The organism is Pseudomonas putida, from assembly GCF_050989985.1.
GTDB lineage: Bacteria > Pseudomonadota > Gammaproteobacteria > Pseudomonadales > Pseudomonadaceae > Aquipseudomonas > Aquipseudomonas putida_AI.
On the sequence record NZ_CP158815.1, the window covers coordinates 6712754 to 6726145 of the forward strand.

Below are 13392 nucleotides of genomic sequence, written 5' to 3' on the forward strand. Positions count from 1 at the left end.
TCAGGTGGATATATTGATTTGGCAGGAAGCAACTAAATCAACTACAGGAGTTAAACATTATGAGCATTGAAACCAAAGACTGGACCGCACAAATCGACAGGATGCCAGGCAACCCATCTTTCCGTGTCTATGGCACCGTAGCCGTTGCCCACGCAGGCGTTACACCCAAGCTGGAATACATGAAACTGCAGGACAAATCATTCAATATCCGACTTGAGCTGAAACTTGAAACTTCCAATGAAGCATCGCTGCAAGTCGTAACTGAGAAATTTGTCGAATACAAAGTAATGGGGAACTCCAATGTCACTGGCGTCAGTATTTTTCATGAAGGCAAACTACTGCACCATATCGACGACATCATGATTACCGACTAAATGGCAAATCCACTTCCCGTCGACCTTGAAGAACGTTCGGCGGGAAGTGTTTCTTCAATCCACGCGTTGTTCGCGCAGCAGACCTGCCAACCCCTCCGCCTCAATCGGCCGACTGATCAGATACCCCTGAACCTCATCGCAGCACTCTTTCTTGAGGAACTCCAACTGCTCGAGCCGCTCCACCCCTTCCGCCACGACCTTCAACGACAAACCATGCGCCATGGTGATGATTGCCCGCGTAATCGCCGCATCTTCAGTGCCCTCGCCCAAGCCGCGAATGAAGGCCTGATCGATCTTCACGTAGTCCACCGGAATCCGTTTGAGATAGCTCAGGGATGAATAGCCGGTACCGAAATCGTCGATCGCCAGCTTCACCCCCAGGTCGCGTAGTTGCTGAAACGTCGCAATGATGTGCTCGACGCTGTCCAGCAACTGACTCTCAGTGAGTTCCAGCTCCAGATAGCGCGGCGCCAGCCCGGTATCTTCCAGCACTTGCCGGACCAGACTGACCAGCTTGCCCTGGCGTAGCTGATGCACCGACAGATTGACCGAGACCCGAATAGGCTCAAGCCCCTGCCGCTGCCACTCACAGGCTTGCAAGCACGCCTGGCGCAACACGAATTCACCGATCGGGCCGATCAGCCCGGTTTCCTCGGCCAGGCCAATGAAGTCCCCTGGCGGCACGCGCCCCATGGTCGGGTGATCCCAACGCACCAGCGCCTCGGCAGCATTCAGCTTGCCCGTGGCCAGGCACAGCTTCGGTTGGTAAAACACCTTCAACTGCCGCTCTTCAACCGCCTTGCGCAGCTGGTTTTCCAGCTGCAAACGCTCCAGCGTGCTGGCTTGCAAGCTATCGGTGTAGAACTGGAAGTTGTTACCGCCCAGATGCTTGGCATGTTGCATGGCCATGTTCGACTGACTGACCAATGCAGAAACATCCCGGGCGCTGTCCGGCAACAGGCTGATGCCCATCGACGCACTGACCACCAGCTCATGACCGTCGATCGTCACCGGCATGCGCAACTTGTTTGACAGCCTTGTCGCCACCCGCGCCAAACTGGAAAGGTTGCCGTAGGCATTGAACAGGACGGCGAATTCATCACCGGACAAGCGTGCAATGGTGTCCGCCTCCGGCAATGCGTTGATCAGGCGACGCGCCATTTTCTGCAGCAGCTGATCGGCGACTTCGTGGCCCAGACTGTCGTTGAGCTGCTTGAAGCGGTCCAGATTGATGTGCAGCAGCGCCAGGTTGCGGTATCCGCCCTGGCGTACGCGTTGCTGCGCTTCACTGAGCCGCTCGCGGAACATCGAACGGTTCGCCAGGCCGGTCAGCTCATCGTGATGGGTCAGGTAGCGCATGCGCTCCTCGGACTCTCGCCTGGCAGAAAGATCGGCGAAGAAGCCCACGATATGACTGACATTTCCCCGACTATCGCGCACGGCATTCAGATGCAGCCATTGCGGATACATCTCGCCGTTCTTGCGGGTTTCCACCAACTCGCCCTGCCAACTGCCGTGCTGTTCCAGCGCATGATGAATCGCGGCGTAATGACGACGGGCATCGCGGCTGCACGGCAACTCGACGACGTTGCGGCCAATGATGTCTTCCATTTCATAGCCGGTTACCCGGCTGAAGGCCTGATTGACCGCGATCAAGGAGTAATGGGGATCGAAAATCACGATGCCTTCGCTGGCGGCCTCGAACACCATCGCCGCCAGTTGCTGCTGTTCTTCGAGCGCCTTGTTGACGCTGATATCGCGGCGGGTACCGACCATACGAATCACCCGGCCATTGGCGGTACGCTCGACCGCTCGACCGCGGTCCTCGATCCAGACCCAATGCCCGTCGCTATGCCGCACGCGGTACTCGACCTGGTAGTCCTCGGTCTGGCCCTTCAAATGCTCGACCAGCGCCCTTCTCAACGCCGGCAGATCTTCCGGGTGCAGACGAGGCTTGAGGTGGCGCAACATTGCCGTCACGTATTCCGGCTCGAGGCCGAACAGCTCCTGAATATGCGTGTGATGGACTTCGTCGGTTTGCAGGTTCCAGTCCCACAACCCCAGCTCACTGGCCTTCAACGCCAGGGCCAGCCGCGCCTCGCTTTTACTCAGCGCCTGGTTGGCGGCATCCAGTTCCAGACTGCGCTGCGCAACGCGGCTTTCCAGACCCACCTGGATCTCGCGCAACTCTTGTTCGGCACGCCGGCGCTGCTCTATTTCCCTGCCCAACTTCTGATTGAGCTGGTCGCTGCAGCTTTGCGCCTGCTGCAGATGCTCGATCAACGCCTGATTCTGGAAACGTTGCAGCAAGCTGCGGTCGATCAGCCGATTGACCTGCCAGGCAACCACGCTCAAGGCCCCGAGCAGAATCAGGCCAAACCAGCCCCACCCCTGCTCCTGCCCCCAAAACATGTAGCCGATGGCCGGCAACAGACAGGGCAAAGTAAACGACAGAAACGCCGGCAAGCTGACGGCATAGGCCACACTGGCTGAAAGCGCCGCCGCGCCGATCAGGCCGAAAACCCAGGCTTGCTGGATAAAGTTGTCGGCGGGAACCAGCGCAATGCCGGCGCCTGCCAGGGTCAGGCCGGTGAGACCCGAACCCAGCAAAAACATGCGCAGCCAGATGGGATGGGCTTGGCGGTTAGGGATCGCCGAATCAAAGGCCGCCACCTGAATCACCCGCAGGGCCACCAGCGACAACAACCACACCAGCCAGACCGTGATCAGGAAGTAGCGCTGCGGACTCCAGAGCAACCCGGCGCAGACCAGACCATTGATCAACATGAACAGCGTGGGCAGCAAAGAGCCTTGATACAGCAGGCGCGTGCGTTCAACCGCTATTTCAACGGCGTATTGCTTGCGGATAACCCGGGGTTCCACAGAAGGGCCCGACAGGTCGGAACTGAGGGTCATAGTTAATATTCTTGTTCTTATAAGGATGGGCATGAGCCCGAAACGTCGACGGAGCATACACAAGCAAATGACCGGACCAAACTGCTCCCGGTCAAAAAACAGACAAAAATCTCGAGCACCCGACTTCGCTTCAAAGGCGTCAGACGAGACCGGCCAACGCTCGCAGCCGGTGACTGACCGGTCGTCCCTCGCACATCTTTCATCGGCTAAAGCAAAGCGATGTTTGCCCGGTGTGACGCCGCCCCCTAGAATGCCCCGATGCGCGATGATCTCTCCCTTCTGCTGAACTCCCTCAACGATGCCCAACGCCAGGCCGTAGCCGCCCCCGTGGGTCGTCAGTTGGTCCTGGCCGGTGCTGGTTCCGGTAAAACCCGAGTGCTGGTGCACCGTATCGCCTGGTTGATCCAGGTCGAAAACGCGTCGCCCCACTCAATCCTGTCGGTGACATTCACCAACAAGGCCGCTGCCGAGATGCGCCAGCGCATCGAACAGCTGATGGGTATCAACCCGGCCGGCATGTGGGTCGGCACCTTCCACGGCCTGGCGCATCGCTTGTTGCGTGCGCACTGGCAAGAAGCGGGCTTGAGCCAGACCTTCCAGATTCTCGACAGCGACGACCAGCAGCGCCTGGTCAAGCGGGTGATCCGCGAGCTCGGCCTGGATGAGCAACGCTGGCCAGCGCGCCAGGCCCAATGGTTCATCAACGGGCAGAAAGACGAAGGCCTGCGCCCGCAACACATTCAAGCCAGCGGCGATTTGTTCCTGGCGACCATGCGCAGCATCTATGAAGCCTACGAGGCTGCGTGCCTGCGTGCCGGTGTTATCGACTTCTCCGAATTGCTGCTGCGCGCCCTCGACCTGTGGCGCGATCACCCCGGGCTGCTGGCGCATTATCAAAAGCGTTTCCGGCACATTCTGGTGGACGAATTCCAGGACACCAACGCCGTGCAGTACGCCTGGTTGCGCCTGCTGGCCAAGGGTGGCGACAGCCTGATGGTGGTGGGTGATGACGATCAGTCGATTTACGGCTGGCGTGGCGCGAAAATCGAGAACATCTACCAGTATTCCGACGATTTCCCGGATGCCGAGCTTATTCGTCTGGAACAGAACTACCGCTCCACCGCCGGCATCCTGAAAGCCGCCAACGCCTTGATCGCCAACAACACCGGGCGCATGGGCAAAGAGCTGTGGACCGAAGGCGGCGATGGCGAAGCCATTAATCTGTACGCAGCGTTCAACGAACACGACGAGGCGCGCTACGTTGTCGAAACCATCGAAAGCGCGCTGAAAACCGGCTTGTCCCGCAGTGATATCGCGATTCTTTACCGCTCCAACGCCCAATCGCGGGTTTTGGAAGAAGCCTTGCTGCGTGAGCGCATCCCTTATCGCATTTATGGCGGTCAGCGCTTCTTCGAACGGGCCGAAATCAAGAACGCCATGGCCTACCTTCGCCTGCTCGAAGGCCGTGGCAACGATGCCGCGCTGGAGCGTGTGATCAATGTACCGGCGCGCGGCATCGGCGAGAAAACAGTCGAAGCGATTCGCGAGCATGCGCGCCACAGCGATGTGTCCATGTGGGAAGCCATGCGTCAGCTGGTTGCCAACAAGGGCGTCACCGGTCGTGCCGCCAGCGCGCTGGGCGCGTTCATGGAGCTGATCGAAAACCTCGCGGCCAAGTGCATGGAGATGCCGCTGCACCTGATGACCCAAACCGTCATCGAGCAGTCGGGGCTCATCGCCTATCACGAAGCGGAAAAAGGCGAGAAAGGCCAGGCCCGGGTAGAAAACCTTGAAGAACTGGTCAGCGCCGCGCGCAACTTCGAAAACAGCGAAGAAGACGAGGACCTGACGCCATTGGCGGCGTTCCTCGGTCACGCCTCGCTGGAAGCAGGGGATACCCAGGCCGACGAGCACGAAGACAGCATTCAACTGATGACCTTGCACAGCGCCAAAGGCCTGGAGTTTCCCTACGTGTTCCTGGTGGGCATGGAAGAAGGCCTGTTCCCCCACAAGATGAGCCTGGAAGAGCCTGGGCGTCTTGAGGAAGAACGTCGCCTGGCCTATGTCGGCGTCACCCGCGCCATGCAGAACCTGGTGATGACCTATGCTGAAACCCGTCGCCTCTATGGCAGCGAGACCTACAACAAGGTGTCGCGCTTCGTACGCGAAGTGCCCAAAGGCCTGATCCAGGAAGTACGGCTGTCAAACAGCGTCAGCCGCCCGTTCGGCGGTGGCCAGCAGCAGAGCACCAGCAGCCTGTTCGGCGGCAGCGAGATACCGCAGACCGGTTTCACCCTGGGCCAGGCGGTACGGCATTCGGTGTTCGGCGACGGCGTGATCCTAAACTTCGAAGGCGCAGGCGCGCAGGCGCGGGTCCAGGTGAACTTCAGCGAAGGCAGCAAGTGGTTGATGCTGGGGTATGCGAAGCTGGAAGCGATCTAACTGCTTTCAAAGGCCCCATGTGGGAGCGGGCTTGCTCGCGAATGCGATGTGTCAGTCACTATATTCGTCGCCTGACATTCCCTCTTCGCGAGCAAGCCCGCTCCCACAATGATCTATGCAACCTTCTACATCATGTTTGCGATCAAGGAATCCGTCATGGGCTCAGGCTTTTTTTCTTCCTGGACATTCTGGGCCCTGTTGTCGGCTGCATTCGCGGCGTTGACCGCCATTTTCGCGAAGATCGGCGTGGAGAACGTCAACTCGGATTTCGCCACGCTGCTCCGGACGATAGTGGTGCTGGTCAGCCTGGCCTTGATTTTGTACGCCACGGGCCAATATCAGTCCCTGGGATCGATCTCCGGCAGGAGTTATCTGTTCCTGCTGTTGTCTGGCCTGGCCACAGGCGCATCATGGATCTGCTACTTCCGTGCGCTCAAGGTCGGCCCGGCCTCTCTGGTCGCTCCGGTCGACAAACTCAGCGTGGTGCTCGTAGCCATACTCGGTGTGGTTCTGCTGGGCGAAAAACTCGACCTGCGCCAATGGGGCGGAATCGGTCTGATCACAGCCGGGGTGGTCATGCTGGCGCTGAGACGCTAGGCATCTTTCCTACAGAACTTATCCACTCATCCTACCGACGAAAGTGAACCAGCCTTATTGCCTGACTGAAGCTGAACCCGACCTGTCAGGCAAAAGCCCGAAACACTCTGCCGCTAGCCAGTAACACCTCAGCTGTGCAACATGGCGCGCGTGCCTTCCACAAACGGGAATTCCCTTTATGAAACGTTTTCTTAGCATCGCCATGGCGTTGTGCATTGGCCTGACGATGAGTCTCGACGTCAATGCCGCCAAGCGCTTCGGTGGTGGCAAAAGCGCAGGTGCTGCGCCTACTCACCAAACCAGCCAGATGGCTCCTTCTTCTCCAGGCATGGGCGGCGCTGCGGCGACCGCTGGTGCTGCCGGCGCCGCTGGCGCGGCTGCCAAGGCCGGCGGTGCTTCGCGCTGGCTCGGCCCTCTGGCCGGTATCGCCGCCGGTGGCCTGCTGGCTTCCATGTTCATGGGCGACGGTTTCCAGGGCATGCAAATCTTCGACATCCTGATCATGGCGGTCATCGCGTTCCTGGTCTTCCGCTTCATCGCCGCCCGTCGTCGCAAGCAGCAGGAGCAATACGCTCCGGCCGGTCACGCGCCGATGCAGCGTGAAGCGTTCGAGCAGAAACCAGCCATGGGCTCGATCTTCGGTGGTTCCGCCGCACCTGCTGCCGCCCGTCCAGTGATCAACGCGCCAGCCTGGTTCAATGAAAGGAACTTCGTCGAAGCGGCCCGCAATCACTTCCAGTCTCTGCAACAGCACTGGGACGCCAACGAGATGGACAAGATCGCCGAGTTCGTAACCCCACAGATGCTGGAGTTCCTCAAGCGCGAACGTGCCGATCTGGGCGACGGTTTCCAGTCCACCTACATTGATAACCTCAATGTGCAGCTGGATGGTGTGGATGATCGCGCCGACAAGACCATCGCTACCCTGACCTTCAGCGGCGTGTCGAAAAACTCGCGTTTCGACCAGGGCGAAGCCTTCAGCGAAAGCTGGAACATGGAACGCGCCCAGGGCGAAAACCAGCCTTGGCTGGTAGCAGGTATCCGCCAGAACGGCTGATCCCCCGCCTCGCTTTTCACGCTGTAAATAAAAACCCCGGCTTGCCGGGGTTTTCTATTTCGCGGTTGCATCTATAGCGAGCTACTGTATAAACCGCCCCATATAAACCGCGCCATTCAAGCAAGAGGATCCCGGACGTGGAAGAAATCATCGAACAACTGCGTGAAGCCAACGAACCGGTACCGGTCCCCTTGGAGTTGCCCGACGAAGATCTGCTGGTCGAAATCGAAGAACAACTGTTCATCGACATCCCCTTCGTCTTCAGAGAGTTTTTGCTGACCGTCAGCGACGTGGTCTACGGCAGCCTTGAGCCCGTGACCGTTACCGACCCGCAATCCCACACCTACCTGCCGGACGTTGCAGCCAACGCCTGGGACGCTGGTGTCGATCGCAGCCTGATTCCGATCTGCCAGGACGGCGACAATTACTATTGCGTCGAAGAAGACGGCACCGTGGTGTTGTGGCTAGCCGAAGAAGAACTGCTCTCCGAAGAAACCTGGGAGTCGGTATGGCACTGGGCGCGGGACGTCTGGCTGGAAAGTTGATTCAGCTGACGCCCCACCGGGTCAGTGCCCTGGCGAGTCCTTGTGATTATCCAGGGTATCGAGCAAAGCCACCTGCATGCGTGTGTGGACGCGGATAAACCAGCGCCACAGCAGCGCGGCCACCCCAGCCGCTACCACGGCAATCAGCATCAGCAACTTGTTGGTCGGCAGAATACTGGCCGACAAGGCTGCCAATAGCAGGAAAATCACCAGCAGCGAAAGAATCGGGATCACTTCGGAGATCACCCGGCGCACCCGCTGCGTGTGACGTCCGGCCATTTCGGGCTTCACCCCCATTTCCGCCAGCAACATCGACAGCGCCTTGAGCTTTCGATAGGCGGCAATCAGGAACGGCAGTGACACCAGCAGCGCCCCTCCCCAGATCAATGCTTTCTGCCAGCTCGGGTCGCCGATCCAGTCTTGCAGATTGACCGAGATACGCTCGGCGAAAAACGCGCCTGCGAGGAAGATCGCAACGACCAGCGCCAGATTGACGCCGACCTGCAACAGAATTCGCCGAATCATCGAGGCCAGCAGCGCACCCTCGCCCTGGGGCTGGATGCTGCGCAACCATTCACCGTACATCCCCAACACCCGCCCCAGCCGTTGTGGCATGACCGCGGCCAGCTTGATCGACAACGGGTCGGCCGCGCGAATGAGATAAGGCGTCAACAGCGTGGTAATCACCGAAACCGCCACGGCCACCGGGTAAAGGAAGTTGCTGGTGACCTGCAGGGTCATGCCCAGCGAAGCGATGATGAAAGAGAACTCGCCAATCTGCGAAAGCCCCATGCCGACGCGCAATGAGGTGCGTCCGTCATTCCCGGCGATATACGCGCCAAGGCCGCAGGACAACATCTTGCCGAGCACCACGGCGACCGTGATCACCGCAATCGGCCAGGCGTATTGCAGCAGGATCATCGGGTCGAGCATCAACCCGATCGCCACGAAGAAAATCGCGCTGAACAAGTCGCGAACAGGTTCGATAAGGCGTTCGATTTTGAGCAACTGCCGGGATTCGGCCATGATGGCGCCAATCAGGAACGCGCCGAGCACCATGCTGTACTCGAGCTTGACCACCAGCAGGCAGAAGCCGAAACACAGGCCCAGCACGGTAATCAGCAGCATTTCGTTGCTTTCGAATTTGGCCACGTAGGCCAGCAATCGCGGCACCAGCAGAATGCCGATCACCAATGCGACGATCATGAACAGCGAAAGCTTGCCGACCGTGGAAAACACTTCGCCGGAACTGACCGTACCGCTGACCGCGATGCTCGACAGCAAGGCGATGATGCCGATCCCCAGGATGTCTTCGACGATCAGCACCCCGAAAATCAGCTGCGCGAAGCGCTGGTTTTTCATCTTCAGGTCGTTGAGTGCCTTGACGATGATGGTGGTCGAGGAAATGGCCAGGATCGCGCCGAGGAACAACGAATCCATGGTGTTCCAGTCGAACCAGCGGCCGATTTCGTAGCCGATCCAGATCATCAGCACGATTTCCAGGAACGCCGCGATAAACGCCGTGGCGCCCACCTTGAACAGCTTGCGCAGGCTGAACTCCAGGCCCAGGCAGAACATCAGGAAAATCACCCCGAGTTCAGCCAGGGTCTTGATGGTGTCTTCGTCATGAATGAGGCCGAAAGGTGGGGTATGCGGGCCAATGATGAAACCCGCCACGATGTAACCCAACACCACCGGCTGCTTGAACCTGTGGAAAAGCACGGTCACCACGCCTGCGACCAACATGATCACTGCCAGATCCTGAATAAAGCTGATGGCATGCATGGTGTGGGGCTCCTTGGATGGAATAGCCCAAGCGCAGACGCAGGAAGCATCCGCTCGAGCAAACTGAAAAATCCGCATTCCGCGTAGGAAATCGCCTCTGCAGCAGGGCTTTTGCAGGGTAACACCGCGACTTCCGACAGAAAGGCGGTGCAATATATGGAAACAGATCGATCCGGCGTGACGGCGGCTTCTCGCCCGGCGTCCCGATAACTGTTGGTTGGAAAAAACCAGCGAGGCACCCCCAGAGGTGCATTCCTCAAACCTTGCCTTGACCCGTGAGAATGCTATGGAACCCGGAAACGCCCAGCTGTCGATGACGGTATTGATGACCCCCGACATGGCCAACTTCTCTGGCAATGTTCACGGCGGGACCCTGCTCAAATACCTCGACGAAGTCGCCTACGCCTGTGCAGCCCGGTATGCCGGACGCTACGTGGTGACCCTGTCGGTGGACCAGGTGATTTTCCGTGAGCCGATCCATGTCGGTGAACTCGTGACCTTTCTTGCTTCGGTCAACTACACCGGGAACACCTCGATGGAGGTGGGCATCAAGGTGGTGACCGAGAACATCCGCGAGCGCTCGGTACGCCATACCAACAGTTGTTTCTTCACCATGGTCGCGGTGGATGACCAGCGCAAACCCGCTTCCGTACCGCCCCTGCAACCGCAAAACAGTGAAGACAAGCGCCGCTTCATGCAGGCCCAGCAACGCCGCCAGATTCGTCAGGAGCTGGAAAAGCGGTATCAGGAAATCAAGGGCGATGCCTGAGTTGGGCAGGCAATTTTGATGCTGTTGTTGAGATAGTCATCGCGAGCAAGCTCGCTCCCACAGTAGATCCCTGTGGGAGCGAACTTGCTCGCGATTGGCTCAACGCCGATCAGAGACTGATCGGCGTCGCTTCGAACCGCACCCGCGGATGGGCAATCCGGTCCTGCGCCCTTACCAGTTCCAGCTCATAGCTGGCGCAGGCCTGGGTTTCCAGCAACACCTCATGCACCGCCGATGCGGCGAATTCGAAAGCGGCCACCAGGCTGTCACCCAGCAGCACACGCGCCAGGAACAATCCGGACGTCAGATCGCCAACGCCCACCGGCTGTCGCGGAAACGCCAGCAGTGGACGTTGCAGATGCCAACTGCCCTCAGCCGTCACCAGCAGCATCTCGAAGACGTCCGGGTTTTTGCCGGGATAGTCCAGATGCTTGACCAGCACGGCTTTCGGTCCGCGCACCAGCAGCGCCCGCGCCATCGCCAGGCAGTCGAACAGGGACTGCGGCTTGCGCCCCGCGAAGCTGTCGAGTTCCAGTTGGTTCGGGCACATGAAATCGGCCACGGCGGCGGCCTCTTCCAGCAGAAAATCACTGACTTCCGCAGGCACGCTGCACCCCTTCTCCGGATGCCCCATCACCGGGTCACACAAGTAGAGCGCTTTCGGATTCATCGATTTGATTCGCGCTACACCCGTCAGGATGGCCCGGCCCTGGGCGGCACTGCCCAGATAGCCCGACAATACGGCATCGCAGTTGCCCAGCTCGCCAATGGCCGCGATACCTTCCACCAGATCAGGTATCTGCTGCGGAGCCAGCACCTCGCCGGCCCACTGCCCGTACTGAGTGTGGTTGGAGAACTGCACGGTATTGAGCGGCCAGACATTCACCCCGACCCGCTGCATCGGGAAAACCGCGGCACTGTTGCCAGCATGGCCGAACACCACGTGGGACTGGATAGCGAGCAGATGGGGCGTGCGTTTCATGCGGTGAGTTTCCGTAAAACGATTGAAATTCGAGCGGCGCAGTATGCGACGAAACACAGCCTGTACGACAGACCGGCGACGCAGTTAAGCTGACACTCTCTTGTTGGAGCACCCTGTTGATGCTGACCCTTGGAAATATTTTCGTGCTGATGCTGTTCGCCACGGCCGGCGCCTGGCTGTGGCACAACCACGGTTTGCGCGAACGCGCGCTGGAGCGGGTCAAGCAGCATTGCAGCAACCTTGGAGTCGAGTTGCTGGACGGCAACGTGGCGCTGAAGAAAATCGCGTTCATCAAGGACGGACGCGGCAAGCGCCGCCTGGCTCGTGTGTATAACTTCGAATTCACCGTGACCGGTGAAACCCGTCATAACGGCACTATCACCCAGTTCGGCGCCCACAGTGCGCAAATTGAACTGGCGCCCTACCCGATGCCCTTCGATGAAACGCCACCTGTGGTCGATGTGGTCAAGCCCGGCAGCAATGTCGTCGAGCTGAGCCATTGGCGGCAGGAACACAGTAAATGGCGCCCGTGAGTTGAAAGATCGCAACCTGCGATCTTTTGACTTTTACCCCACGCGACAGCTGTCCAGACCCTCTTGCAGCACTTTAATCTCCTGCGGTTCAGGGAAAATCAGCTCGATCCGCGAATCCTGTCGCCATTCGCTCGGCTGCCACTGCAGTATCGAGCCATCCAGTGCATTGACCGACTTCCACCCTTCGGCACTGTGAACAACCAGCTTCGCCCGCTGCCAGGCAAGGCTTGAAAGCCACTGGCCGACACGCGCTATATCGAATGCCTGGCTCGGATGCCAGCGCCAGCCGATGCTCCAGCCGCCCTCCTGTTCCTGACTCAGACAGATCGGGAGCGTCGGGTCAGTCCAGATCGCCGGCAATTGCGCTAGCCCCTTGGGCAGTACAAGGTTATCCACGCCTGCTACAGCCTGGGCTGCCAAACCGGGTAACTGGCTCAAAGGCATCGCCGCCTGTTGCGTCCAGTACATCGGCCGTTCAGGCAACTGCGTGGTGAGGCGCTGGCGATCAGCCTCACTGAGGTTTTCCGATTTGTTCATCAGCAGCAGTCCAGCACTGCTCAACGCCTCCTGCTGCGCTTGTGGCAGCGTTTTGCCCGCCGCGAGTGCCTCAGCGTCCAAAACCAGTACACTTGGCAGTACGTTTAGTACACCTAGCCACGGTGTTTCGCTCAGTTGCCTGAGCAATTGCGCCGGATGCCCGAGCCCGGACGGCTCGATAAACAGTCGATCCGGCCGCGCCTTGCGCAGCAATCGTCCGAGGCCGACTTGAAACGGCGCGCCATTGACACAACACAAACAGCCCCCGGCCACTTCACCCAGTGCGATACCATCGGCATCGCGGGTCAATAACGCAGCGTCGAGACCGATCTGGCCGAATTCATTGATCAGCACCGCCCAACGCTCACCGTCCGGGCGTTGCGCCAGCAGGTGCTTGATCAGGCTGGTCTTGCCAGCCCCCAAGGGGCCTGCGATGACGTGGGTGGGGATGTTCTGCAACATGATCGAAGGCTTCTGAGGAGGTGCGGATGCGGTGGATGGGATTGTCATTATTGCTGATGCTGGCCGCCAGTGAGGCGCTCGCACAGGCCTGTGTTGTCCACAGCCAGGGGGAGCGACTGGACGTGAAAGTCTGCCAGCAGAATCGCAACATCCCGGAAAAACTGTTCACCGACGGTTTCTGCCAGCCCACCCTGGCAGGGCAGAAAGTCGAGGTGCAATACGTTGAGCAGTGTCCCGGCGGTGCGTTTGGCGTATGCAGCAACGCTCAAGTCGCCAATATGCCTTACCGCCAGGATATTCACTATTACGGCGTGGCCACCGATGCGGCGTATCTGAAGCCATTCTGCGAAGCCCAGAGCCAGGGAACCTGGCTCAAACCTTGATCTGTTGTAC

Annotated in this window: 12 protein-coding genes; 8 read left to right on the plus strand and 4 right to left on the minus strand. The window is 59.2% G+C overall.

Annotated elements, in window-relative coordinates:
* Positions 1 to 59: 59 nt before the first annotated feature.
* Positions 60 to 374: a hypothetical protein gene (locus ABTV29_RS30630; protein ID WP_433768207.1), complete on the plus strand. Its 315-nt coding sequence runs from the start codon at positions 60 to 62 to the stop codon at positions 372 to 374.
* A gap of 54 nt (positions 375 to 428) precedes the next feature.
* Here ABTV29_RS30630 and ABTV29_RS30635 read toward each other — a convergent pair whose 3' ends face one another.
* On the minus strand, positions 429 to 3290 hold the full coding sequence (locus ABTV29_RS30635; RefSeq protein WP_433768208.1) for an EAL domain-containing protein: 2862 nt from the start codon (positions 3288 to 3290) through the stop codon (positions 429 to 431).
* A 258-nt stretch (positions 3291 to 3548) separates the two neighbouring features.
* On the opposite strand from ABTV29_RS30635, the gene uvrD reads away from it, so the two are divergent.
* The 4 genes from uvrD to ABTV29_RS30655 all read left to right on the plus strand — a co-directional run bounded on the left by uvrD (position 3549) and on the right by ABTV29_RS30655 (position 7931).
* Positions 3549 to 5732, plus strand: coding sequence for a DNA helicase II (gene uvrD / locus ABTV29_RS30640; protein WP_433768209.1), 2184 nt, complete (start codon positions 3549 to 3551; stop codon positions 5730 to 5732).
* 156 nt (positions 5733 to 5888) lie between these two features.
* Positions 5889 to 6329, plus strand: coding sequence for an EamA family transporter (locus ABTV29_RS30645; RefSeq protein WP_433772083.1), 441 nt, complete (start codon positions 5889 to 5891; stop codon positions 6327 to 6329).
* Between the two features lie 178 nt (positions 6330 to 6507).
* A complete protein-coding gene (locus ABTV29_RS30650; RefSeq protein ID WP_433768210.1) occupies positions 6508 to 7386 on the plus strand; it encodes a Tim44 domain-containing protein in 879 nt (292 codons plus the stop codon).
* Between the two features lie 137 nt (positions 7387 to 7523).
* The gene (locus ABTV29_RS30655; RefSeq protein ID WP_433768211.1) at positions 7524 to 7931 is read left to right on the plus strand and encodes an SMI1/KNR4 family protein; all 408 of its coding nucleotides are present in this window, start codon (positions 7524 to 7526) and stop codon (positions 7929 to 7931) included.
* 21 nt (positions 7932 to 7952) lie between these two features.
* Here the strand turns inward: ABTV29_RS30655 and ABTV29_RS30660 are convergent, their stop codons facing one another.
* On the minus strand, positions 7953 to 9716 hold the full coding sequence (locus tag ABTV29_RS30660) for a cation:proton antiporter (protein ID WP_433768212.1): 1764 nt from the start codon (positions 9714 to 9716) through the stop codon (positions 7953 to 7955).
* A gap of 286 nt (positions 9717 to 10002) precedes the next feature.
* Here ABTV29_RS30660 and ABTV29_RS30665 point away from each other — a divergent pair, with 286 nt between their 5' ends.
* Entirely contained in the window at positions 10003 to 10485 is a 483-nt protein-coding gene (locus ABTV29_RS30665) for an acyl-CoA thioesterase (protein ID WP_110965679.1), read from the plus strand.
* A gap of 109 nt (positions 10486 to 10594) precedes the next feature.
* On the opposite strand, the gene pdxY is transcribed toward ABTV29_RS30665, so the two are convergent.
* On the minus strand, positions 10595 to 11467 hold the full coding sequence (pdxY, locus tag ABTV29_RS30670) for a pyridoxal kinase PdxY (protein WP_433768213.1): 873 nt from the start codon (positions 11465 to 11467) through the stop codon (positions 10595 to 10597).
* Positions 11468 to 11586: 119 nt separating this feature from the next.
* Between pdxY and ABTV29_RS30675 the strand changes: the two genes are divergently transcribed.
* Positions 11587 to 12000, plus strand: a complete 414-nt coding sequence (locus ABTV29_RS30675) for a DUF3301 domain-containing protein (RefSeq protein ID WP_433768214.1) — start codon at positions 11587 to 11589, stop codon at positions 11998 to 12000.
* A gap of 33 nt (positions 12001 to 12033) precedes the next feature.
* Here ABTV29_RS30675 and ABTV29_RS30680 read toward each other — a convergent pair whose 3' ends face one another.
* Positions 12034 to 12999 (minus strand): CobW family GTP-binding protein, encoded by a 966-nt coding sequence (locus tag ABTV29_RS30680; RefSeq protein ID WP_433768215.1) that lies wholly within the window; start codon positions 12997 to 12999, stop codon positions 12034 to 12036.
* A 26-nt stretch (positions 13000 to 13025) separates the two neighbouring features.
* Between ABTV29_RS30680 and ABTV29_RS30685 the strand changes: the two genes are divergently transcribed.
* Positions 13026 to 13382, plus strand: a complete 357-nt coding sequence (locus ABTV29_RS30685) for an NADH:ubiquinone oxidoreductase (protein WP_433768216.1) — start codon at positions 13026 to 13028, stop codon at positions 13380 to 13382.
* Positions 13383 to 13392 lie beyond the last annotated feature (10 nt).

Excerpts from the sequence above, each read along its gene's own strand:
- ABTV29_RS30675 (WP_433768214.1), top strand. The coding sequence starts at position 11,587 with ATGCTGACCCTTGGAAATATTTTCGTGCTGATGCTGTTCGCCACGGCC.
- ABTV29_RS30635 (WP_433768208.1), bottom strand. The coding sequence starts at position 3,290 with ATGACCCTCAGTTCCGACCTGTCGGGCCCTTCTGTGGAACCCCGGGTT.
- ABTV29_RS30685 (WP_433768216.1), top strand. The coding sequence starts at position 13,026 with ATGCGGTGGATGGGATTGTCATTATTGCTGATGCTGGCCGCCAGTGAG.
- ABTV29_RS30665 (WP_110965679.1), top strand. The coding sequence starts at position 10,003 with ATGGAACCCGGAAACGCCCAGCTGTCGATGACGGTATTGATGACCCCC.
- pdxY (WP_433768213.1), bottom strand. The coding sequence starts at position 11,467 with ATGAAACGCACGCCCCATCTGCTCGCTATCCAGTCCCACGTGGTGTTC.
- ABTV29_RS30680 (WP_433768215.1), bottom strand. The coding sequence starts at position 12,999 with ATGTTGCAGAACATCCCCACCCACGTCATCGCAGGCCCCTTGGGGGCT.
- uvrD (WP_433768209.1), top strand. The coding sequence starts at position 3,549 with ATGCGCGATGATCTCTCCCTTCTGCTGAACTCCCTCAACGATGCCCAA.
- ABTV29_RS30630 (WP_433768207.1), top strand. The coding sequence starts at position 60 with ATGAGCATTGAAACCAAAGACTGGACCGCACAAATCGACAGGATGCCA.
- ABTV29_RS30645 (WP_433772083.1), top strand. The coding sequence starts at position 5,889 with ATGGGCTCAGGCTTTTTTTCTTCCTGGACATTCTGGGCCCTGTTGTCG.
- ABTV29_RS30660 (WP_433768212.1), bottom strand. The coding sequence starts at position 9,716 with ATGCATGCCATCAGCTTTATTCAGGATCTGGCAGTGATCATGTTGGTC.
- ABTV29_RS30650 (WP_433768210.1), top strand. The coding sequence starts at position 6,508 with ATGAAACGTTTTCTTAGCATCGCCATGGCGTTGTGCATTGGCCTGACG.